General features: G+C 69.8%; 14 protein-coding genes. 8 read left to right on the top strand and 6 right to left on the bottom strand.

Features of this window, described 5'->3' with window-relative positions:
- Window positions 1-226 precede the first annotated feature (226 nt).
- A complete protein-coding gene (locus SACCYDRAFT_RS03255; RefSeq protein WP_005453559.1) occupies window positions 227-814 on the top strand; it encodes a TetR/AcrR family transcriptional regulator in 588 nt (195 codons plus the stop codon).
- Window positions 815-823: 9 nt separating this feature from the next.
- Here SACCYDRAFT_RS03255 and upp read toward each other — a convergent pair whose 3' ends face one another.
- The gene (gene upp / locus SACCYDRAFT_RS03250) at window positions 824-1447 is read right to left on the bottom strand and encodes a uracil phosphoribosyltransferase (RefSeq protein WP_005453557.1); all 624 of its coding nucleotides are present in this window, start codon (window positions 1445-1447) and stop codon (window positions 824-826) included.
- A 99-nt stretch (window positions 1448-1546) separates the two neighbouring features.
- Here upp and SACCYDRAFT_RS03245 point away from each other — a divergent pair, with 99 nt between their 5' ends.
- From SACCYDRAFT_RS03245 to SACCYDRAFT_RS03225, 5 genes are read left to right on the top strand one after another with little or no spacing between them, the layout of a single operon-like run.
- A complete protein-coding gene (locus SACCYDRAFT_RS03245) occupies window positions 1547-1927 on the top strand; it encodes a VOC family protein (protein ID WP_005453555.1) in 381 nt (126 codons plus the stop codon).
- A 58-nt stretch (window positions 1928-1985) separates the two neighbouring features.
- Window positions 1986-2627, top strand: a complete 642-nt coding sequence (locus SACCYDRAFT_RS03240; protein ID WP_005453553.1) for a DUF1707 SHOCT-like domain-containing protein — start codon at window positions 1986-1988, stop codon at window positions 2625-2627.
- Between the two features lie 46 nt (window positions 2628-2673).
- The gene (deoC, locus tag SACCYDRAFT_RS03235; RefSeq protein ID WP_005453551.1) at window positions 2674-3627 is read left to right on the top strand and encodes a deoxyribose-phosphate aldolase; all 954 of its coding nucleotides are present in this window, start codon (window positions 2674-2676) and stop codon (window positions 3625-3627) included.
- Window positions 3628-3629: 2 nt separating this feature from the next.
- The gene (locus tag SACCYDRAFT_RS03230; RefSeq protein ID WP_005453549.1) at window positions 3630-5069 is read left to right on the top strand and encodes an aldehyde dehydrogenase family protein; all 1440 of its coding nucleotides are present in this window, start codon (window positions 3630-3632) and stop codon (window positions 5067-5069) included.
- The gene (locus tag SACCYDRAFT_RS03225) at window positions 5056-5919 is read left to right on the top strand and encodes an aldehyde dehydrogenase family protein (protein ID WP_005453544.1); all 864 of its coding nucleotides are present in this window, start codon (window positions 5056-5058) and stop codon (window positions 5917-5919) included. Before SACCYDRAFT_RS03230 ends, SACCYDRAFT_RS03225 begins: the two co-directional genes overlap by 14 nt.
- Window positions 5920-5996: 77 nt before the next feature.
- On the opposite strand, the gene SACCYDRAFT_RS03220 is transcribed toward SACCYDRAFT_RS03225, so the two are convergent.
- The 4 genes from SACCYDRAFT_RS03220 to SACCYDRAFT_RS03205 form a co-directional block, all read right to left on the bottom strand.
- A complete protein-coding gene (locus SACCYDRAFT_RS03220) occupies window positions 5997-9269 on the bottom strand; it encodes a S8 family serine peptidase (RefSeq protein ID WP_005453542.1) in 3273 nt (1090 codons plus the stop codon).
- A gap of 269 nt (window positions 9270-9538) precedes the next feature.
- Window positions 9539-12808 (bottom strand): S8 family peptidase, encoded by a 3270-nt coding sequence (locus tag SACCYDRAFT_RS03215; RefSeq protein WP_005453540.1) that lies wholly within the window; start codon window positions 12806-12808, stop codon window positions 9539-9541.
- A gap of 195 nt (window positions 12809-13003) precedes the next feature.
- Window positions 13004-16312, bottom strand: coding sequence for a S8 family peptidase (locus SACCYDRAFT_RS03210; RefSeq protein WP_043536106.1), 3309 nt, complete (start codon window positions 16310-16312; stop codon window positions 13004-13006).
- A 253-nt stretch (window positions 16313-16565) separates the two neighbouring features.
- The gene (locus tag SACCYDRAFT_RS03205) at window positions 16566-19094 is read right to left on the bottom strand and encodes a DEAD/DEAH box helicase (RefSeq protein ID WP_005453536.1); all 2529 of its coding nucleotides are present in this window, start codon (window positions 19092-19094) and stop codon (window positions 16566-16568) included.
- Between the two features lie 141 nt (window positions 19095-19235).
- On the opposite strand from SACCYDRAFT_RS03205, the gene SACCYDRAFT_RS03200 reads away from it, so the two are divergent.
- Window positions 19236-20519, top strand: coding sequence for a hypothetical protein (locus SACCYDRAFT_RS03200; protein WP_005453534.1), 1284 nt, complete (start codon window positions 19236-19238; stop codon window positions 20517-20519).
- Window positions 20520-20583: 64 nt separating this feature from the next.
- Here the strand turns inward: SACCYDRAFT_RS03200 and SACCYDRAFT_RS03195 are convergent, their stop codons facing one another.
- Complete coding sequence (locus SACCYDRAFT_RS03195; RefSeq protein ID WP_005453533.1) at window positions 20584-21675, bottom strand: adenosine deaminase; 1092 nt, start codon at window positions 21673-21675, stop codon at window positions 20584-20586.
- A gap of 245 nt (window positions 21676-21920) precedes the next feature.
- On the opposite strand from SACCYDRAFT_RS03195, the gene SACCYDRAFT_RS03190 reads away from it, so the two are divergent.
- On the top strand, window positions 21921-22964 hold the full coding sequence (locus SACCYDRAFT_RS03190; RefSeq protein WP_005453529.1) for a coiled-coil domain-containing protein: 1044 nt from the start codon (window positions 21921-21923) through the stop codon (window positions 22962-22964).
- The last annotated feature ends 6 nt before the right edge of the window (window positions 22965-22970 follow it).

The raw sequence follows: 22970 nt of genomic DNA, 5'->3' as shown, positions 1-22970 counted from the left end.
TCTCCCCGGCGACGAAAAGAAGATTACACGCCCCCAAAACCCACCCGAACAGGGGGGTCCCCTAACCACATTTCCCCAGCTCAGACACCCCAACACAACAGTGAACGACTCAAAGCACGCAGGAAGCCCGGCGGACTCCTCATCGAAGCGATCTCCATCCACGGCCTAGACGGGCGGCGAGCCCGACGTTCGTGGGCCGGTCCGGAAGCGCCGCTACCCTGGCCCCATGCCCCGTCCCAAGTCCTACGACGACTCGTTGCGGGCGAAGTTGCTCGACCGGGCCGGTGCGCTCCTCTCCGCCGAGGGCTCCCAAGGACTGAGTCTGCGGAAGCTCGCCTCGGAGGTTGGGACGTCGACGACGGCCGTCTACTCGCTGTTCGGCGGTAAACCCGAACTGATCGCGGAGCTGCGTGCGGAGGGTTTCCGCGCCATCGGCGACCGGCTTCGCTCGGTGACCCGCACCGGTGACGCGGTCGCGGACCTCGTCCGCCTGGGCATGGTGTACCGCGAGGCCGCGCTCGCCGGGCGGCACAGTTACCCGGCCCTCTTCACGGGGAACCACTCCGGGGACGTCCCCGTCGACCGGGACGGAGCGGCTCCGTTCGTCGTCGAGCCGCTGCGGGACGCGGCTCAGGCCGGCATCGACGCAGACGTGTTCCCCGGCGGCACGGCCGACACGATCGCCGCCGGTGTGTGGGCGTACGCCCACGGCATGGTCATGTTCGAGCTGCACCGGACGCTGTCGTCCGGATTCGAGTACTGCCGCACCTACGAGCAGGGGCTGCGTGCGACCGTGCGCGGTTGGTGCCGCTGAGGCGACGCCTCACACCGCGCCGTAGAGCCGGTCACCCGCGTCGCCCAGTCCGGGCACGATGAAACCGGAGTCGTTGAGTCGTTCGTCCACGCTCGCGGTGACCACCCGCACGGGCAGTCCCGACTGCCGCAACCGCTCGACACCCTCCGGGGCGGCGAGCGCGCAGACGGCCGTGACGTCCGTGGCTCCCCGATCGGTCAGCAGCCGGATCGTGTACTCCATCGACCCGCCGGTGGCCAGCATCGGATCGAGCACGAAAACGGGCCTGCCCGACAGCGACTCCGGCAGGGACTCCAGGTACGGCGTCGGTTCGAGAGTCTCCTCGTCGCGGGCCAGCCCGACGAACCCCATCTGCGCGTCGGGGATCAGCTTGTGGGCCTGGTCGGCCATGCCGAGCCCGGCGCGGAGCACAGGCACGAGCAGCGGCGGCTCGGCCAACCGGTAGGCGTCTGTGCGCGCCACCGGGGTGTGGATGCGTTCCGTCGCCAACGGCGCTTCGCGCATGGCCTCGTAGATCAGCATGACCGTGAGTTCCTGCAGGGCCGCACGGAACGCCGCGCTGTCGGTACGGGCGTCGCGCATGGTGGACAGCCGCGCCTTGGCCAGCGGGTGTTCGACGACGAGTACGTCCATGTCCGACACCCTAACGACGAGCACGAAAACCGAGGACACGCGTGAGGCCGACGGGAAAACGGGTTGTGGCCGGGGTGGAGAACGCGGGAACGTCCGAGCATGGGAAGCAGCATCGAGAACGTGTCCGTCGACTGTGCCGACGCCTACGAGCTGGGTCGGTGGTGGAGCCAGGTCCTCGGCCTGCCGCTGTCACCGGAGGACCGGCCCGGAGACCCCGAAGCACTCATCGAACTCGGGGACGGCCGCAATCTCCTCTTCATCCAGGTACCGGAGCCGAAGACGGTGAAGAACCGCCTGCATTTCTGCCTTCGTCCCGACGTGCCCCGCGACGAGGAGGTGGAGCGGCTGCTCGGGCTCGGGGCGACGATGGCCGCCGACCGGCGCAATCCGGACGGCACCGGCTGGGCCGTGCTCGCCGACCCCGAGGGCAACGAGTTCTGCGTGCTCCGCGGCGCGCACGACGATCCTCCCCGGCCGTGACCGTGTAAGAAGGTGGCGGAAGCCATGGCCGCGGCCCTCCCAGCGCTAAGGTAAGCGTGTGAGCGAACAGCCCCCACACCGTGATCCGAAACAGCTCCGGGCATCGGACGCGGACCGGGAACGTGTCGCCCAGGTGCTGCACAAGGCCATGGGCGAAGGCCGGATCACCCTCGACGAGCTCGAGGAACGTCTCGACCAGGTGTATTCGGCGAAGACCCTCGGTGAGCTCGAACCGGTGACAGCCGACCTTCCGACCGACGACGCGCCACTGCCCACGGCACCGGCTGCCACGTCGTCACTGCCCGATCGGCGCGTCGGTGGCACACCGGGCTCCACGACGTCGATCGCGGTGATGTCGGGAACGGAACGCAAGGGCGTCTGGGTGTTGCCGCCCCAGCACAACAGCTTCGCGTTCTGGGGTGGGGTGGAGATCGACCTGCGTCACGCCCGCTTCGCCGAGCAGCATTCCACGATCACGGCCGTGGCGATCATGGGTGGTGTCGACGTGATCGTCCCGGACGACGTCGCCGTCGAGGTCACCGGCGTGGGCATCATGGGGGCGTTCGAGACGAGGAACAAGAAAGGCGCCTCCCCGACCGCACCTCCGGGCGCTCCGGTCGTGAAGGTCACGGGGCTGGCGTTCTGGGGCGGCGTCGAGGTCAAGCGCGTGCCTCGCGACAAGATCAAGGAGATCGAGTAGTCCGCGGCCCCCGGCACCCCGGGGTCGCCGGGATACCCTTTCGGCCATGGCAACAGCTACCCTGCCGGCCGAGCTGAACGACGCCGTCCGCGACGATCGCAGTCTGCGCCGGTTCCTGCACGGTCTGCCCGGTGTGGACCAGGTCGGCGTCGAACAGCGTGCCGCGAGCCTGGCCACCCGCAGCATCAAGAAGAACTCGAAGCTGTGGGCGATCGACACCGCGATCTCGATGGTCGACCTGACCACACTGGAAGGCGCCGACACTCCCGGCAAGGTGCGGTCGCTGGCCGCCAAGGCCCGGCGGCCCGACCCCGAGCACCCGGACACTCCGCACGTGGCCGCCGTGTGCGTCTACCCCGACCTCGCGGCGACGGCCGTCGAGGCGCTCGCCGGTGCCGACATCGCCGTGGCGAGTGTGGCGACCGCGTTCCCCTCGGGACGGTCGAGCCGCGACGTGAAGCTGGCCGACGTGGCGCTCGCGGTGTCGGCCGGGGCCACCGAGGTCGACATGGTGATCGACCGCGGCGCGTTTCTCGCGGGCCGCTACGGGCAGGTGTTCGAGGAGATCCAGGCCGTCAAGCAGGCCTGCGGTGACGCGCATCTGAAAGTGATCCTCGAAACCGGTGAACTCGCCACGTACGACAACGTGCGGCGCGCGTCGTGGCTCGCGTTGCTCGCCGGTGGTGACTTCATCAAGACGTCGACCGGCAAGGTGTCTCCCGCCGCGACGCTGCCGGTGACCCACGTGATGTTGCAGGCGGTGCGCGACTGGCACACCGCGACGGGCGAGCTACGTGGTGTGAAACCCGCCGGCGGCATCCGGACCACCAAGGACGCCGTGCGGTATCTCGTGGCCGTGCACGAGGTCGCAGGCCCCGAGTGGCTCACGCCGTCACTGTTCCGCTTCGGTGCGTCGAGCCTGCTGAACGACCTGTTGCTGCAGCGACGCACCCAGCTCTCCGGCCACTACAGCGGCCCCGACTACCTCGCATTGGACTGATCGTGAGCCAGTGGGAATACGCGCCCGCGCCCGAGTCGCGCGAGATCGCGAACCTCAAACCGAAGTACCGGCCGTTCATCGGCGGCGAGTTCGTCGACGGCTCCGGTGAGCCCCTCAAGACCGTCAACCCGGCGACCGAGGAGGTCCTCGCCGAGGTCGGCACCGCCAGTACGTCCGATGTGGACACCGCGGTGAAGGCGGCGAGGAAGGCCTACGACCGCGTCTGGGGTCCGATGCCGGGCACCGAACGCGCGAAGTACGTGTTCCGGATCGCCCGCCTCCTCCAGGAGCGCGCGCGGGAACTCGCCGTGCTGGAAACCCTGGACAACGGCAAGCCGATCAAGGAGTCGCGCGACACCGACATCCCGACGGCCGCCGCACACTTCTTCTACCACGCGGGGTGGGCCGACAAGCTCGACCACGCCGGTCTCGGACCGGACCCCCGTCCCCTCGGGGTGGCCGGACAGGTCATTCCGTGGAACTTCCCGCTGCTGATGCTGGCGTGGAAGGTGGCCCCCGCCCTGGCCACGGGGAACACGGTGGTGCTCAAACCCGCCGAGACCACGCCGCTGACGGCGCTGGTGTTCGCCGAGATCTGCCAGCAGGCCGACCTTCCGCCGGGCGTGGTCAACATCGTGCCCGGTGCGGGTGACATCGGGGCGGCGGTGGTCGAGCACCCCGACGTGGACAAGGTGGCGTTCACGGGTTCCACCGAGGTCGGCAAGCAGATCCAGCGCACGCTCGCCGGCACGCGCAAACGCCTCACGCTCGAACTCGGCGGCAAGGCGGCGAACATCGTGTTCGACGACGCACCGCTCGACCAGGCCGTGGAAGGCATCGTGAACGGCATCTTCTTCAACCAGGGCCACGTGTGCTGCGCGGGTTCGCGGCTGCTGGTGCAGGAGTCGGTCGCCGACGAGTTGCTCGACAAGCTCCGCGCGCGGGTGTCGACGCTGCGCCTGGGCGACCCGCTGGACAAGAACACCGACGTCGGGGCCATCAACTCGCCCGAACAGCTCGCCAAGATCAAGGAACTCGTGGCCTCCGGGGAACGCGACGGCGCGCAGCGGTGGAGCAGTCCGTGCCCGGTGCCGGAGAAGGGGTTCTTCTTCGCGCCCACCGTGTTCTCCGGCGTCGAGCAGTCCATGCGCATCGCGCGGGAGGAGATCTTCGGGCCGGTGCTGTCGGTGCTGACGTTCCGCACGCCGGACGAAGCCGTCGCCAAGGCCAACAACACGCCGTACGGGCTGTCCGCGGGAGTGTGGACGGAGAAGGGCTCGCGCATCCTGTGGATGGCCGACCGCCTGCGTGCGGGCGTGGTGTGGGCCAACACGTTCAACCGGTTCGATCCCGCCGCACCGTTCGGTGGCTACAAGGAATCAGGATTCGGGCGCGAGGGCGGCCGGACGGGTCTGGAGGCGTACCTGCATGTCCAGGGTTGAGGTGGCGAAGACCTACAAGCTGTTCATCGGCGGGAAGTTCCCGCGCTCCGAGTCGGGACGCAGCTACGCCGTGACCGACGTCAAGGGGCGGTTCCTCGCCAACGCCTCGCACGCCTCCCGCAAGGACGTCCGCGACGCGGTGGTGGCCGCGCGCAAGGCGTTCGGTGGCTGGTCGGGCGCGACGGCGTACAACCGCGGTCAGGTGCTGTACCGCGTGGCGGAGGTGATGGAGGGGCGGCGGCAGCAGTTCGTCGCCGAGGTGGCCGCGAGCGAGGGCCTGCCCAGCCGCAAGGCGGAGTCCGTCGTGGACGCCGCCGTGGACCGGTGGGTGTGGTACGCCGGGTGGACCGACAAGGTCGCGAGCGTGTTCGGGGCGGCGAACCCCGTGGCGGGACCGTACTTCTCGTTCACCGTGCCGGAGCCGACGGGTGTGGTCGGCGTGCTGGCTCCGCAGAAGTCGTCGCTGCTCGGACTGGTCAGCGTGCTGGCGCCCGTGCTCGCCACCGGGTGCACCGCCGTGGTGGTGAGCAGCGCGGAACGCCCGTTGCCCGCCATCACGCTGTCGGAGGTGCTGGCGACGTCGGACGTGCCCGGCGGTGTCGTGAACGTGCTGACGGGCAAGGCGCTCGAACTCGGGCCGTGGCTGGCGTCGCACGCCGACGTCAACGCCATCGACCCCACCGGCGCGGGGCCCACGGGGCGGGTCGAGATCGCCCGTGAGGCGGCCGGGACTGTGAAGCGCGTGCTCGACGTGCCCGACGAGGAGCCGGACTGGTCCCAGCGGCCGGGGCTCGGCCGGCTGCGGACGTACCTGGAACCGAAGACGGTGTGGCACCCGATGGGTGTCTGAGCCGTAGGGGAAGTGCGGACACGCGTGCGCAGGGTGCGGACACGCCCGGAACCGGGTGAGTCCGCACCCCACGTTCGTCAGCGCACCGGGTAGGCGCCGACGATGGTCTGCTTCAGACCGTTGCCGTCGACGTCCTCCGCCTCGACCCGCAACGACACATCCTTCACACCCTCCGGAGCCCGCACCGCGATCACCCGCTCACCGTGCTCCCACCGATACGGCACCGACCGCCACGACTCACCACCGTCGAACGACACCTCCACCCGCAGCGAGTCCAACCTCGGCTCCTCCGGACTTCCGTTGCGCTGCACCGCCAACGGCAACCGCACCTTCTCCCCCACCCTCGGCGCGTTCTCCATGCCGAAGTCGGCATCGAAATGCACACCCAACAACGGCGGAATCGTTTCTCCGCCCGGCTCCACGCCCTCGTCGCGGAACGTCCACTCGGCGTCGATCATCCGCGACTGCGGCGTCAGCGAACCCCGATCGGCGTGCAACACGTACCGATACGACCCGGGTCCGTCCGGGACGGTGAACCAGTTCTCCGTGCCGGGCTGCTCGTCGACCAGTTCCCCGTCGCGGTACAACGTCGACGTGGACTTCTCGTAGTCGACCGGCGCGAGTCCCGCGTTTCCGGCGCCGTCGCTGTACAGCGGAACGCGGATACTCATGCCGTACTCGGTGTGGCTGGCCCAGACGCCGGGCTGGTGCGACTGGTAGGGGAACGCCGGTCCCTGCACCGCGGTGTTCCAGCGCTTCTGGACCCGCTCACCCGGCCGGTAGGTGCGCAGTGCGTCCGTCTGCTCCCCCACGATGTTCGGCCGGCCGTCCGGCGAGGGCGCGTCACCCAGCGCCAGCGAGGGCCACCACTCGACCCCGGGCGTGTAGTACTCCTCCAACTCGAACGGCAGCTCGCTCGCCATGACGTAGCGGTAACCCCACTTCGCGGACCCGCCCTCGGAGTGCGTGCTGTGGACCCTCGCGAGTCCGTCGTCGGTGACCTTCCGGGCCACCCTGTCGGGCACGCGCCCGGAGTAGGTGTGCTTCAGCCGGTACAGGTACGGGCTGTCGACGAACGCCCCCTTGCCGTCCGGCCGCGCGTGGGCCGTTTCCACCTCCAGCGAGAACTGCTCGTGCTCGGTGTCGGAGCCGTGTACCAGGACACCACCGAAGTCGGGGCCGAACAGTATCCAGCCGAGGTGCCACTCGGTTCCCACCCGGTAGGCCAACGCGGCGTCGCCGATCCCGGCCTCCGGCCTTGCCGCGAGTTCCACGCTGGGGTGATGTGCCTTCCTGACGTCGAACACGACCTCGCGCGGCCGGTCCACGACCAGCCCGGGTTCGGTGAAGATCGCCGTCCGCCACTGCCCTTCGGCGTCCTGGAAGGCGTGGAAGGCCTGGAGGTGATAGGTGTCCTTCTCTGCCCGCACGTGGTGGGTGCCGTCCGTGGCTCGCGGCCAGTACGAGCGGTCCTTCGACCGCGACACGAGTTCGATCTCGGCGTCCGCGACCGGTTTCCCGTCCACACCGAGCACGGTCACGTCGACGTCGTAGCTCTCGCTCTCCCTCGTCACACCGAACGGCGTGCGCACCACCGAGCCGTCGTCACCGTCGGCGACCACGGCTCCGCTGTACCGGCCGAACGCGGTACCCGTGTCGACGGTGACCGTCACCTCGGCCTGGCCGTTCGCCGGGACGGTGACCTCGGCCGGGTTGACGGTGACCGTGCCGCCCTCCGCACCGCCCTCCGGGCCGCGCAGAGCCGTGTCGAGGGTCAACGTGACCGGCTCGGAACCGCTGTTGTGGTAGGTGATCGTGTGGGAGCCGGGTGTCTCGCCGTCGTCGTGCGGCCACTTCTGGACTCCGAAGTTCAGCACGGCGGGCTCGCCCCGCACCAGCTGTTCCGCCGCGCGGGCGACGTCCACCCGGCCCGCGCCCTGCTCGTCCACCGTCAGCTCGGGGTGTGCCGTCGCCGAACCGGTCAGAGCGGGTTTGAGGGCGTCGGCCTTCCAGCCGGGCCGGGCCTGCGCCACGAGCGCCGCGGCTCCCGCCACATGGGGAGCGGCCATCGACGTCCCCGACATCCCCGTGTAGTGCTCTTCGGACGGCGGGAAACTGCCACTCGCCCGAGCCGCGGTGACGTCCACGCCTGGCGCGGTGATCTCCGGCTTGACGGCGTTGTCCCCGAATCTCGGACCCCGACTGGAGAACTCCGCCAGGTCGTCGCCGCCGTCCACCGCGCCCACGGTGAGCGCCGCGTCCGCCGACGCCGGAGAGCCGATGGTGCCCCGGCCGGGCCCGGAGTTGCCCGCCGCGACCACGAACAGCGCCCCGGTCTGCTCCGTGAGACGGTTCACCGCCTGCGACAGCGGCGCCGTGCCGTCGTCGGGCAGATCGGCGCCCAGGCTCATGTTCACCACGTCGGCGCGCTGCGCCGCCCACTCCATGCCCGCGAGAATCCACGACTCCTGGCCCGACCCGTTGCCGTCGAGCACCCGACCGATCACGAGGTCGGCATCGGGGGCCACGCCCTTGTAGCGGCCGTCGCTCGCGGTGCCGTCGCCCGCGATGATGCCCGCCACGTGGGTGCCGTGCCCCTGGGTGTCGTCCGTGGTGCCCTCACCCGTGAAGTCCCGCGCCTCCACGACGGCGTCGTCGAGGTCCGGGTGTCCGGCATCGATGCCGGTGTCCAACACGGCCACCCGCACCCCCTCGCCGGTGTAGCCGCTCTCCCAGGCTTCGGGCGCGCCGATCCGAGCCACGGTCTCGTCCAGAGCCGCCTCGACCGGACCGTCCAGCCACAGATGCTCGACGGACCGTCCGGGTTCCAGCATCGGGCGCACGCTGTTCCAGAAGTGGGCGGTCCGGTCCTTCACGGTGCTCAGTGCCTCGCCGTTGACCGCCTTCAGGGGCCGGACGCTCGTCGCTGCGCCGTCGGCCAGTGTGCGTGTGCGTGCCCGCGTCTGCCCTTCCGCGTACGAGACGAGCACCGGCACGTCGTCGCGGGCTCCGTCGTGATAGCCCGCCTCGACCAGCCCCGACACGTTGAACAACCGTTGGTCGAGCGTGCCCGCCGCGATCAGGGACGCGGCGTCATGGGGGACCACGTACAGGTCCCCGTCCTGACGGAACTGCCGGAATCCCATGTCGGCGCGGCCGGGGCCCGGCAACACCGCCGCGTTCTCTCCCGTGACCCTGACCCGGTCACCGGTGACCAGCGTGACGGTGGGTCCTTCGGCGGCGAAGAAGCTCGTCCGCCCCGGCGTCCCCGCGCCGGTCGCCGCGCCCGGCTCCGCGGTGACCGGTGGTCCCACCGCGAACGAGAGGCTGGCGGCCAGCGCCACCACCATCCCGAGCTTGGGTCGTCGTCGACCTCTCACTGTCGCTCCCTTTTCCGAGGTGCGGGAAGCCTTTGCCTCCCGCACCTCACACGCCCGACCAAGATCGTTTGGTTGCATGCGAGCCCGGATGTGTCGCCGAACGGTGCTACACACGGTCAACTGCTCGTCGGTTGCGGGCCGGAGGCTCCGTTTGTCGACGCTCTCGTAGGGGAAGTGCGGACACGCGTGCGCAGGGTGCGGACACGCCCGGAACCGGGTGAGTCCGCACCCCACGTTCGTCAGCGCACCGGGTAGGCGCCGACGATGGTCTGCTTCAGACCGTTGCCGTCGACGTCCTCCGCCTCGACCCGCAACGACACATCCTTCACACCCTCCGGAGCCCGCACCGCGAGCTCGTGCCCGTCGCGGGACCGGTTGTAGGGCACCGGACGCCACGTCTTGCCGCCGTCGAAGGAGACCTCGAACCGCAACGTCGTCAGCTTCGGCTCCTCCTGGCTTCCGTTGCGCTGCACGCTGAACGGCAGCCGCACCTTCTTCCCGGCCTTCGGCGCGTCCGACACCCCGAAGTCGGTGTCGAAGTGAACTCCGAGCAACGGCAGAGCCTTCGACTCTCCCTCCTCGACGCCGTCGTCGTCGAACGTCCACTCGGCATCGACAACCCGCGACAACGGGGTGAGTTCACCGCGCTCGGCCCGCACATGGAACCGGTAGGAGGCGGGCTCGTTCGGGACCGGGAAGAAGCCGCTGTCGTACTCGTCGGGCCGCACCGGCTCACCGTCGCGGTACAGCTCGGTGGAGATGCTGTCGGTGGTGGAGACACCCAGATGCCCGCCACCATCGCCGTAGAGCCGCAGGGGAAAACCCATGCCGTGTTCCAGCCGGAACGGCCCCCCGTTCTCCGGATCGTGCGTAAACGTGGGACCGTGCACTGCGGTGTTCCAGAGCAGGTTCACCGTCTCGCCCGCCTCCAGTTCGAGCGGCACGGCCGTGTACTGCGTGGCGACGACCGGGGCCGGACCTTCCCAACGGGGCTTGTCCACCAGCTCCAGCAACGGCCTGATCACGCCGGGTGTGTAGTACTCGGACAGCTCGAACGGCAGCTCGCCGACGACGACGCCGCGTTGTCCCCAGCCCGCGACGCCGTCGGCGTGCCTGCTGTGCACGTGGCCGAGGTCGCCATCGGAGACCCGCCGTGTGAACTCACCGGGGATCGACCCGGTGTGCTCGTGGGTCAGCTCGTAGAGGTAGGGACTGTTCACGAACGTGCCCTTGCCGTCCGGCTTCGCGTGCGACGTGTCGACGCTCAGAGTGAAACCGTCGTGCTCGGTCCGGGAAGGGCGCAGGTAGACGTGGTCGAGATCCGCCGAAACGCGCGCGCCACTGCCCACCCCCATGCCGTCCCTCATGAGAAGAGTCCCCAGCGAGACGTCGCCGACCTCGGCGCCGGGCCGGTCGGCCAACTCCACCCTGGGGTGGTAGTTCCGCCGCAGATCGAGCTCGATGTGGGTGTCGGCGTCCAGCACCAGTCGCGGCTCGGCACCCATGGCGAGGCCGCGTTGCCCGTCCGCTCCGGTGAAGTGTGCCGACGCGCTGAGGTAGTAGGTGTCCTTCGGCAGGCTGGTGTGGAACCGGCCGTTCTCGATGAAGGCCATCCCGGAGGAACCCGACTCCGAGAGGAAGGTGACCATGCCCTCGCCCAACGGCTCGCCGTCGTGGCCGACGACCGTGACGTCGAGGTCGTAGGTCTCCTCCTCCTTCGTCATACCGAGCGCCGTGCGCACCACCGAGCCGTCGTCGCCCGTGGCGACGAGTGTCCCGCTGTAGCGCCCGGCCCCGCCGACGGACGGGTCCACCGTCAGCGTGACCGCCGCCTTGCCACCCGCGGGAACGGTCACCTCCTTCGGATCGACGGTGAGCATGCCCTCCGGTCCTTGGAGGCTGCCGTCGAGCGTGAGGGTGACCGGCTCGGGACCGTGGTTGGTGTAGGTGACCGCACGCGTCAGCGGATCGGCGTCCTCGTACGGCCAGGCGACGGTGCCCAGGTTCACCACCGCGGGTTCGGCCAGTACCCGTTGCTTCACAGCACTCGCCACGTCCACTCGGCCCGCGCCCTGTTCGTACGACGACAGCGACTCGTTCGGCACCGCCGAGTTCACCAGCGCAGACTTCAGCTCCGCGGCCGAGGCGTCCTGGCGGGCCTGAGCCACCAGCGCCGCCGCACCCGCGACGTGCGGCGTGGCCATCGACGTACCGGACGCCGAGGTGTAGAACTCACCCTCCGTTCCGGAAGCACGGGCGGAGACGACGTCCACGCCGGGCGCGGTGAGCTCCGGCTTGATGCCGTTGTCCCCAAGGCGAGGGCCACGGCTGGAGAACTCGGCCAGCTCGTCGTTGTCGTCGACCGCTCCGACGGTGAGCGCGGCATCGGCCGCACCGGGGGAGCCGATGGTGCCTTCCCACGGACCGTCGTTGCCCGCGGCCACCACGAAGAGCGTGTCGGTCTCCTCGGTCAGCCGGTTCACCGCCTGGGAGAGCGGATCACCGCCGTCCGAGAAGCCACCGCCGAGGCTCATGTTCACCACGTCGGCGCGCTGCGCCGCCCACTCCATGCCGGCCAGGACCCACGACTCCTGGCCCTCGCCCGCGTCGTTCAGCACCTTGCCGACAGCGAGGTCGGCGTCCGGGGCCACCCCGCGGTAGGTGCCGTCGCTCGCGGTGCCGTCTCCGGCGATGGTTCCGGCGACGTGCGTGCCGTGGCCGTTTCCGTCGTCGGCGCTGCCACCGCCGGTGAAGTCCTCGGACTCCGCCACCGCGTCGTCGAGGTCCGGGTGGTCGGCGTCGATTCCAGTGTCCAGCACCGCCACCGTCACACCCTCGCCGGTGAACCCGCTCTCCCACGCCTCCGGCGCGCCGATCCGCGGCACCGTGTGGTCGAGGGTGGCCCTCACCGGCGCGTCGAGCCACAGGTGCTCGATCGCCCGGTCCTGCCTCAGCATCGGGCGCACGGAGTGCCAGAAGCGGGTCGTGGTGGCCTTCTTCGCCCGCAGCGCCTCGCCGTTGATGGTGGACAGCGTGTTGACGCGGGTGGCCGCGCCGTCGGCGAGTGCCGTCGACCGTGCCTGGACGTCGCCGTCGGCGTAGGACACCAGCACGGGCACGTCGTCGCGTGCGCCGTCGTGGTAGCCCGCCTCGATCAGCTGGGAGACGTTGAACAGTCGCTTGTCGAGGGTCCCCGCCGCGATCAGCGGCGCGACGTCGTCCGGGACGACATGGACCTCACCGTTCGCCTCGCGGAACCAGTTGTGTCCCATGTCCTCCCGGCCTGGGCCCGGCTGGAACGCCACGCCCTGGGCGCCCTCGCCGAGCAGTCGGACACGGTCACCGGTGATCAGCGTGACGGTGGGGCCGTCTGCCTCGGCGAAGCGCGCGGACACGGGTGGGGCGGATTCACTCGCCTCCGCGTTCGCGCCCACCGCGGTCAGGGGCGCGAACGCCAGCGTGACCGCCAGCGCGGCTGTCGTTCCCGGTCTCAGTCGACGACCTCGCACATCGATCCTTTCTCGCGTCGGGTGGGGAAGCTGTGTCGCTCCCCCACCACTGCTTGTCGCGAGCGGCCTCGACCGTTGCGTACTCGTCGCCGAGCGGCGGGGATGTCTCGGATGGTGGTGCGTAGGGGAAGTGCGGACACGCGTGCGCAGGGTGCGGACACGCCCGGAACCGGGTGAGTCCGCACCCCACGTTCGTCAGCGCACCGGGTAGGCGCCGACGATGGTCTGCTTCAGACCGTTGCCGTCGACGTCCTCCGCCTCGACCCGCAACGACACATCCTTCACACCCTCCGGAGCCCGCACCGCGATCACCCGCTCACCGTGCTCCCACCGATACGGCACCGACCGCCACGACTCACCACCGTCGAACGACACCTCCACCCGCAGCGAGTCCAACCTCGGCTCCTCCGGACTTCCGTTGCGCTGCACCGCCAACGGCAACCGCACCTTCTCCCCCACCCTCGGCGCGTTCTCCATGCCGAAGTCGGCATCGAAATGCACACCCAACAAAGGAAGCGCGGTCAGCTCCGCACCCGCGCCCACGTCGTCGCGGAACGTCCACTCCGCGTCGATCACTCGCGACAACGGTGTGAGCGAACCCCGGTCGGCGTGCACGGCGAGCCGGTACGACGCGGGCTCGCCCGGTACCGCGAAGAAACCACCGTTGCCGTCGTCGCTGCCGACCAGCTCACCGTTGCGATAGAGCTCCAGAGAGGACTTGTCGTAGTCCATGCTGGACGTCCCTGCGCGGGCACTGTCGTCGCTGTGCAGCGGTAGGACGAAGCCCACACCCGGCTCGGCACGGTACGCCCAACTCGACGGATTACCGGGAACGTAGGGGAACGCGGGGCCGTGCACCGCGGTGTTCCACCGCTGCGTCCGCTCGCCCCGCTCGAACACCTCCACCGGTGCGAGCTGCTCGCCCATGATCCCGATCGGCATTCCGTCCTCGTGTTCCGTCGTCAGCAACAACAGCCGAGACCACGGCCCGCCGGGCGTGTAGTACTCGTCCAACTCCAACGGGAGCTGCCCCGCCACGATGCTGCGCATTCCCCACGGGGCGGGGCCGCCTTCGAGGTAGCTGGTACGCACCCGGGCGAGGTCGTCGTCGGCCACCCGGTGGTTGATCTCGTCAGGCAGGCCGCCGGTGTACGGGTACCGCAGCCGGTACAGGTAGGGACTGCCCACGAATCGGCCGTTACCGTCCGGCCGGGCGTGCGCCGTCTCGACGCTCAGTGAGTAACCGTCATGCGTCGTCCGCGACCCCGCCAGCCGCACGTTGCCGGGGTCGGTGGAATTCAGGTAAAGCTCGTAGCTACCCCACTCCAGGTCGGTCCGGGACAGGATGGACATCTCGCCCACTTGGGCGTCCGGACGGTCCGCGAGTTCCACGCGGGGGTTGTAGGCATCGCGTACGTCGAAGCCGATTTCCTCGGCACTGTCCACCACGAAGCGGGGCTCGACGAAGAAGTCCAGCTTCCACTCACCGTGCTCGTCCTGCCTGAGGTACAGGATTTCGAGGTGGTACTCGCCTTTCTCCGCCGTGACGTGGTACGCGCCGGAGGCCGGCCTGGGGTAATACGTGCGCCGCTCGGTGTGGGACACGAGGGAGATCTCCGCGTCGTCCACGGGGTTGCCGTCGTGGCCGAGGACGGTGATGTCGACGCCGTAGCTCTCCCCTTGCCGGTGCACACCGACCGGGGTGCGCACCACCGACCCGTCGTCCCCCGTGGCGACCACCGTGCCGCTGTGAAGGCCGTCCACGCCGCTGGCCAGGTCGAGCGTCATCGTGGCCTGGGCCTGCCCACCCGCCGGAACGGTCACCTGGGCGGGGCTGACCGTCAGCGCGCCGCCGACGTCCTTGCCGTCGGGCCCCTGAAGGCTCGCATCGAGCGTCAGCGTGACGGGGGCCGAGCCGCTGTTGGTGTAGGTCACCGTGCGCGTGACCGGTTCGCCGTCGGCACGCGGCCACCCCTGGATTCCGAGGCTCAGCACCGCGGGTTCCGCGACGACCGACTGCTCGACCGCGCGGGCCACGTCCACCCGGCCCGCGCCCTGCTCGAACACGGTGCGCTCGGAATGCGGCGCAGCGGAGCCGACGAGCGCGGCCTTCAGCCGGTCCGCCTTCCACTCCGGACGGGCCTGGGCCACCAGCGCGGCCGAACCCGTGACGTGCGGTGCTGCCATCGAGGTACCGGACAAGCTCATGTAGTGCTCGTCGACGGGGACTCCGAGTTCGGAGCCACCCGCACGCGCGGCCACGACGTCCACACCGGGGGCGGTGATCTCCGGCTTGACGGCGTAGTCACCGAGTCGCGGACCACGGCCCGAGAAGTCGCCGAGTTCGTCGCCGTCGTCCACGGCACCCACCGTCAACGCGGCATCCGCCGAGCCCGGTGACGTGACGCTGCTCTCCTGGGGGCCGAAGTTGCTGGAGGACACCACGAACAGCGTCCCGGTCTCCTCCGTCAACCGGTCCACCGCCAGCGACAACGGCGCGGTGCCGTCGTCCGGCCAACTGCTGCCGAGGCTCATGTTCACCACGGGTGCGCGCTGTGCCGCCCACTCCATGCCCGCCAGAATCCAGGACTCCTGGCCCTGACCGCCGCTGTTGAGCACGCGGCCCACGACCAGGTCCGCGTCCGGAGCCACACCCCGGTATCGGCCCTCGCTCGCGGTGCCGTCCCCGGCGATGATCCCGGCCACGTGTGTGCCGTGTCCGTTGGAGTCGTCCGTGGTTCCCTCACCCGTGAAGTCCCGGGCTTCCACCACGGCGTCGTCGAGATCGGGGTGTTCGGCGTCCACACCCGTGTCCAGCATGGCCACCCGGACGCCCTCGCCCGTGCGACCACCCTCCCACGCGTCGGGGGCGCCGATCTGCGGCATCGTCCCGTCGGAGGTCGCGGTCACCGGCGCGTCGAGCCACAGGTGCTCGATCTCGTGGCCCGGCCGCAGCATGGACGCCACGGACTTCCAGTACCGCGTCGCCTTGTCCTTCGCCGCCCGGACCGCTTCACCGTTGACCACGGCCAGGGGACGCACGCTTGTCGCGGCACCGTCGGCCAGCGTGCGCGAGCGCGCGGGGCGACGTCCGTCCGCGTACGAGACCATCACCGGCACATCGGCGCGAGCTCCGTCGTGGTACCCCGCCTCGATCAGTCGCGACACGTTGAACAACCGCTCGTCCAGCGTTCCCGCCGCGATCAGCGGGGCAGCGTCGTGCGGCACGACGTAGACGTCGCCGTCCTGGCGGTACCGCCGGTGTCCGATGTCCTCCCGGCCGGGTCCGGGTACCACGACGAGGTCGGAGATCGCTCCGGCGCCGGTGAGCCGTACGCGGTCTCCCGTCACCAGGGTGACGGTGTGCCCCTCGTCCTCGCCGGCGAGTGAGAATGCGGTTCCCGCCGGCGGCTGTGGCCCGGCCGCCACCGGCGGTGCCGCCGCGACGATCAACGCGCCCGTCAGCGCGGCCACCAGGCCGAGCCGGGGTCGTCGGTGTCTCAAGAAATTCCCCTTTCACAGGTCGGGGGGAGCCTGAGCGCTCCCCACCCACCCATGCGCGGGGCTGGTGCGAGGTGGCCCGGAAGCCGTGGAGCTTCGCCGAGCGGTTCCTCTCACACGACCAACGGTCACCCGGTCGGGTTACATCCAGTGCGACTGAGGGGCCAGATTTCCTACCGTCCGTGTACCGGAAGTCCCGACACGCGTGCGCAAAGTGCGGACACGCGTGCGCAGGCTGCGGACACGGTGGTGGGGATTACGACTCGGCGACGTCGACTACGCGGATGACGGCCTCGCCCGCCTCGTCCGACGCCGCGAGATCGACCTCGGCGGTGATGCTCCAGTCGTGGTTGCCGTCGGGGTCGTCGAGGATCTGCCGCACGCGCCAGACGTCCGGCTCCTGCTCGATGACGAGCAGGGCGGGACCACGGGCGTCCGGGCCGGTGCGGATCTCGTCGTAGGTGTCGAAGTAGTCCGCCAGCGCGTCCTCCCACGCCTCGGCGTCCCAACCCGACTCGGCGTCGAGTTCGCCGAGTGCGTCGTAGTCCTCCCTGGCGGCGAGCTGCACCCGGCGGAACATCTCGTTGCGCACCAGCACCCGGAAGGCTCGTTCGTTGCGGGTCACCGGCGGCGGGCCCTCCGGCTCGGCGGGCCTGCCCTCGGAGTCCCTGACGACGGCGTCGGGATTGCGCAGGGCCTCCCACTCGTCCAGCAGGCTGGAGTCGACCTGCCGCACCAACTCCCCGAGCCACTCGATGAGGTCCGACAGCGGCTCCGTCTTCGCGTCGTCCGGCACGGTCCTGCGCAGCGCGTCGTAGGTGTCGGCGAGGTAGCGCAGCAACACGCCCTCTGAGCGGGCGAGGCCGTAGTAGCCGATGTACTCCACGAAGTTCATCGCGCGCTCGTACATGTCGCGCACGACCGACTTCGGCGAGAGCCGGTAGTCGGACACCCACGGGTGTCCCTGCCGGTACCGCGAGTACGCGGCTTCGAGCAGGTCCTCCAGCGGCTTCGGGTAGGTGACGTCCTCCAGCAGCTCCATGCGCTGCTCGTACTCGACCCCTTCCGCCTTCATCGCCGCGATCGCCTCGTTGCGGGCCTTGAACTGCTGCTGCGACAGGATCTGCTTCGGGTCGTCCACAGTGGCCTCCACGATGGACACCACGTCGAGCGCGTACGACGGCGAGGCCGGGTCGAGCAGTTCGATGGCGGCCAGCGCCAGCGGCGACAGCGGCTGGTTCAGCGCGAAGTCGAGCTGCAGGTCCACGGTGAGCCGCACCCTGCGGCCCTCGTCGTCGGGCTCGTCGAGCTCCTCCACCACGCCCGCCGCGAGCAGGGCACGGTAGATCGCGATGGCCCGCAGGATGTGCCTGCGCTGGGTGGGCCGGTCGGAGTGGTTGTCCTCCAGCAGCCGCCGCATGTGGGCGAAGGCGTCACCGGGTCGCGAGATGACGTTGAGCAGCATCGAGTGGGTGACCTTGAAGCTCGACGTCAGTGGCTCGGGCTCGGCGGCCACGAGCCGCTCGAACGTGCTCTCCGTCCAGTTGACGAATCCCTCGGGCGCCTTCTTGCGAACGATCTTGCGCTTCTTCTTCGGGTCGTCGCCCGCCTTCTCCAGGGCCTTGGCGTTCTCGATGACGTGGTCGGGGGCCTGCACGACCACGTAGCCGTCGGTGTCGTAGCCCGCGCGGCCCGCGCGGCCCGCGATCTGGTGGAACTCCCTCGCCTTGAGGTGCCGCTGCCGGGTGCCGTCGAACTTCGTCAGCGCGGAGAGCACCACCGTGCGGATGGGCACGTTGATGCCGACGCCGAGCGTGTCGGTGCCACAGATCAGCTTCAGCAGTCCCGCCTGCGCCAACTGCTCCACCAGCCGCCGGTACTTGGGCAGCATCCCGGCGTGGTGCACACCGATGCCGTGCCTGACCAGCCGCGACAGCGTGCGGCCGAAACCGGCCGAGAACCGGAAGTCGCCGATGGCCTCGGCGATGGCGTCCTTCTCGGCGCGCGAGCACACGTTGATGCTCATCAGCGCCTGGGCTCGCTCCACGGCGGCCGCCTGCGAGAAGTGCACGATGTAGACCGGTGCCTGGTTCGAGTGCACGAGTTCCGACACGGTCTCGTGCATCGGGGTCAGGGCGTAGCGGAACGTCAGCGGCACCGGGCGCTGCGCCGAGGTCACCACGGCCGTGGAGCGGCCGGTGCGGCGCGTGAGGTCCTTCTCGAAGAACGACACGTCGCCGAGCGTGGCCGACATGAGCAGGAACTGGGCGTTCGGCAGCTCCAGCAGCGGGACCTGCCAAGCCCAACCGCGCTCGGGCTCGGAGTAGAAGTGGAACTCGTCGGCCACCACCTGTCCGATCTCCTCGACGTCGACCTCCGGACCGAGCCGCAACGCGAGATTGGCCAGGATCTCCGCCGTGCAGCAGATGATCGGGGCGTCGGGGTTGACGCTGGAGTCGCCGGTCAGCATGCCCACGTTGTCCGCGCCGAAGATCTCCACCAGCGAGAAGAACTTCTCCGACACCAGCGCCTTGATCGGGGCGGTGTAGAAGCTGCGCCTGCCGTCGGCCAGCGCGGCGAAGTGCGCGCCGACCGCCACGAGACTCTTCCCCGACCCCGTGGGCGTCGACAGGATGACGTTCGCGCCCGAGACGAGCTCGATGAGCGCCTCCTCCTGCGCCGGGTACAGCTCGAGGCCGCGCTCGCCCACCCACGTGGAGAAGGCGTCGAAGAGCGCGTCGGGATCGGTGTCGCCCGGAAGGCGGTCTGTGAGAAAGTCAGTCATCGTGCCTTAGATCGTGTCACTGAAGTGCCGATCCCGTGAGGGGTGATCGCGGCGCGGAGCCGGAACCCGTAGGCTTCGGCTAACACGTCCGGTTTCGAGCGCCGAGACCCGGCTCGTGCACAGGTGTTTCCGGAGGGCGGAATGGCACAGGATATCATCCCGGTCGAACTCGGGCTGCCACAAGGCGATCTGGTGACCCTGTGGGCGCCACGATGGCGGGAGGACGGCGAGGAGTGGGAGGCCTTCCTCGGTGACGAGGAGGACCTCTACGCGTTCCCCGACGCCGCGCATCTCGCCGCCTACGTGCGTACGGCCGAGCAGCACGATCTGATCGACCATCCGGCGTGGGAGGCCGTTCCCGCTCTCAACGTGCCGGAACTCATCCCGGACGACGACCACTGCTTCGACCTCGTGGGCGTTCCGGAGCTGGTGGCCGAGGAGCCCGACTCCTGGACGCTGTCCGAGCTGGCCGAGATCGTCAACATCGTGCGATCGCTGGCCGACGTGTGCGAGCTGGACGAGGTCCACGAGATCCTCGACAGTTCCGAGGCGTTCTCCCTGCTCGACCAGGGGCAGCTGCCGTTCAGCGGACGCGAGGGCGCGAAGCTGTGGGACGAGCTGTCGCGGACGGTGTCGGAGAAGTGGGACGTGGTGCTCGACGCCATCGACGAGCTGGTCACGACCCCGGAAGTCGACGCGGCGACGTTGGACGCCACCGCCGAGGAGCTCGCGGCGTTCCACGAGGAGTCGGCGGAGGCCGAGGCAGGCGTGGACTCCGACGACGATGACGACCTCGACACGGTCGACCGGGACACCGCCGAGGCCGACGAGGACCTCGACGACGACGAGGACTTCGACGACGAGCCCGTGGGTTTCTGGGCCGAGGTGGGCATCGACCCCATCAAGATCCAGCTGTCGTCGCGGGACTACTACACGCTGCGCTGCTACCTCGACGACGAGCCGGTGTTCCTGGGCTCCGGCGGCACCATCGAGGCGTACCCGTCGGAGCGCGCGCTCGCGAGGGCGCTGGCCGACGGCGGCAACCTCGCGCACACCGACCTGGCCGAGGTCTCCACCTGGGGCGAGGTGCTGGCCGCGGCCACCGCCGGTGAGCTGGAGGTCGAGGTGGATCCGGACAACACCTACGTCCTGGCCGGGCTCGACGACGACATCGCGGACGGCATCGACGCCATCGAACCCACCCAGCTCGAACTCGCCGTCGAACTGCTCCGGGACGCGGCCGACTGGGCCGGCGACGACGAGGTGTCGAAGGAGCTGTCCACCTCCGAGCGGCTGGGCTGGCTGGTGTCGTTCGTCCTGCGGCCCGACCCGACGAGGCTGACCCCGAGCCCGCCGTTCGACACCGAGCAGCAGACGTGGCGCAGGCTCGTCGACTCGTTCGAGAACCGCCTGCACCTCAACTGAGGCCCGGCGACGGGGGCTCGCTCCCCACCCCGGCGGTGGGAGGAGCGAGCCCCCGCGCGTGCCGTCACACGCGTTCGGCGTACCAGGGCTTGATCACGTTGTTGATGATGTCGAGCCGCTCGTCGAAGCCGATGAACGCCGACTTCATGGCGTTGATCGTGCACCACTGCACGTCGGCCCAGTCGAAGCCGAAGGCGTCGACCAGCGCCGCGAACTCCGAGGAGACCGAGCAACCGCTCATCAACCGGTTGTCGGTGTTGACCGTGACCCGGAACCGCAGCTTCGCGAGCAGCCCGATCGGGTGCTCTGCGATCGAGGGCGCCGCGCCCGTCTGGACGTTCGACGACGGACACACCTCCAGCGGGATGCGGCGGTCGCGCACGTAGGCGGCGAGCCTGCCGAGCGAGGAACTGCCGTCGTCGGCCGTGGTGATGTCGTCGACGATGCGGACGCCGTGCCCCAGGCGTTCGGCCCCGCAGTGCTGGATGGCCTCCCAGATCGAGGCCAGCCCGAAGGCCTCGCCCGCGTGGATGGTGAAGTGGGCGTTCTTCTCGCGCAGGAACTCGAACGCGTCCAGGTTGCGGGTGGGCGGATAGCCCGCCTCCGGTCCCGCGATGTCGAACCCGACGACCCCACGGTCGCGGTAGCGCACGGTGAGGTCGGCGATCTCCAGCGCCCGCGCGTGCTGCCGCATGGCGCACAGCAGCTGACCCACCCGGATGTGCCTGCCGCGTTCGGCGGCGGCCTTGCGGCCGCGCTCGAACCCGTCCTGCACGGCCTCCACCACGGCCTCCAGGGACAGTCCGCGCTCGACGAACAGCTCCGGCGCGTACCTCACCTCGGCGTAGACGACACCGTCGTCGGCCAGGTCCTCCACACACTCGGCGGCGACCCGCGACAACGCCTCCTCGGTCTGCATGACGCCGCAGGTGTGCGCGAAGGTCTCCAGGTACTTCTCCAGGGAGCCCGAGTCCGCCGCGTCACGGAACCAGCGGCCGAGCTGGTCGACGTCGGTGGTGGGCAGACCGGAGTAGCCGGTCTCGTCGGCCAGCTCGACGACGGTGCCGGGACGCAGGCCGCCGTCGAGGTGGTCGTGGAGCAGCACCTTCGGCGCGCTGCGGAGTTCGTGCGGAGTCGGAACGGTTCGCGTCGACATGCGTCGACGGTACCCGCGGCCCCCACACACGACCGTGTGACGTCGCGCGATCGGCCTTCGACGTCGCCCGTTCCGGCACTCAAGTCTCACGCTGTACTCGAACCTTGGGCGGTGACCGGGTTGTTATTCAATCGTCGGAGTCGCACGTCACGCGACCTGTGGCCGGGGTTGATACCCTCCGCAGTCGGTCGATCGCTACGCTGCCATGGACGTCCCATCTTCCCCGCCGATGAAGGACAACCGCAGTGACGACTGAGAACCACCTCGCAGCCCCGTCCTTCGACCGGATGCGCAACATGTTGGTGCGTGCGGCCGAGGTCCGAGAGAGCGAGCAGCAGCAGATCTTCGACGCGCTCGACGACATCTACGCCCGGCTCGCTCCGGTGGACTCGCTCGGCGCCGTCCGCAAGCGACTCTCCGAGCTGCCCGACCGGACCGAGATGAGCGTGCTCGCCGAGCGGCTCGACGAGGCCATGACCCGCCTGGAGGCCCAGGACAACGCCCTGGCGGACCTGGCCCGGTCGGTCGAAGCCATCGTCGACAAGCTCGCGAAGCCCTTCGCTCAGCTCGACGGCAGGCTCGACGGCGTCGCCGCACGGTTCGAGGGTGTCGCGGGCCGGATGGACGGCCTGGAGGACAAGCTCTCGAACATCCACCGCAGGCTCGACGAGCTGGGCAACCACCTCGACAAGCAGGACATCAAGATCGACAACGTGCCCACGGCGGTGCAGGGTCCGGTGCGCGAGCGTCTCGACACGCTGGAGACGGGCCTCAAGGATCGGGTCGACCGCCTCGACGCCGACGCCAAGGAGCGCCTGTCCAGCACGTCCGACTCGCTGCGCTCGGCGTTGACCGACACGGCCGAGATGCTCGACCCGACGGCCCGCTTCGACACGCTGGGCGAGCGGCTGGAGAACCTGGGCAACAGGCTCGACGAGCTGGCAGGCCGCCTGGACAAGGTCGAGGAGAACGTCGCGGCGCGGCTGGGCGATCTGGACGGCTCGATCAAGTCGGGGCTGTCGCAGGTCGAGGGCACGCTGTCGCAGCAGCCGGACAACGACTACTTCACGTCCGTGGTGCGCAAGAGCAACGAGGAGTCCGAGCGGCGCATCGGTGGCCAGCTCGACGAGGCCATGGCCACGTTCGCGGAGCTGATGCTCGGCGGCGGCCCCGCGCCGCAGCCCGCCATCACGGCTCCGCCCACCCCGAGGCAGCCGCGCCGCCGCAACGGCAGGAACACCAAGGGTGCCGACGCGAAGGCCAAGGCCGACGCCGACTCCGACGACTGAGTAGGA

The sequence above is a fragment of the Saccharomonospora cyanea NA-134 genome (genome assembly GCF_000244975.1).
Taxonomy (GTDB): domain Bacteria; phylum Actinomycetota; class Actinomycetes; order Mycobacteriales; family Pseudonocardiaceae; genus Saccharomonospora; species Saccharomonospora cyanea.
Note: the sequence above shows the minus strand (reverse complement) of the source record. Positions and strands in the feature narration are given on the sequence as shown.

Coding starts and splice junctions, on each gene's coding strand:
- upp (WP_005453557.1), bottom strand. CDS start 1,447: ATGGACGTACTCGTCGTCGAACACCCGCTGGCCAAGGCGCGGCTGTCC.
- SACCYDRAFT_RS03245 (WP_005453555.1), top strand. CDS start 1,547: ATGGGAAGCAGCATCGAGAACGTGTCCGTCGACTGTGCCGACGCCTAC.
- SACCYDRAFT_RS03200 (WP_005453534.1), top strand. CDS start 19,236: ATGGCACAGGATATCATCCCGGTCGAACTCGGGCTGCCACAAGGCGAT.
- SACCYDRAFT_RS03225 (WP_005453544.1), top strand. CDS start 5,056: ATGTCCAGGGTTGAGGTGGCGAAGACCTACAAGCTGTTCATCGGCGGG.
- SACCYDRAFT_RS03255 (WP_005453559.1), top strand. CDS start 227: ATGCCCCGTCCCAAGTCCTACGACGACTCGTTGCGGGCGAAGTTGCTC.
- SACCYDRAFT_RS03195 (WP_005453533.1), bottom strand. CDS start 21,675: ATGTCGACGCGAACCGTTCCGACTCCGCACGAACTCCGCAGCGCGCCG.
- SACCYDRAFT_RS03205 (WP_005453536.1), bottom strand. CDS start 19,094: ATGACTGACTTTCTCACAGACCGCCTTCCGGGCGACACCGATCCCGAC.
- deoC (WP_005453551.1), top strand. CDS start 2,674: ATGGCAACAGCTACCCTGCCGGCCGAGCTGAACGACGCCGTCCGCGAC.
- SACCYDRAFT_RS03220 (WP_005453542.1), bottom strand. CDS start 9,269: ATGGTGGTGGCGCTGGCCGCCAGCCTCTCGTTCGCGGTGGGACCACCG.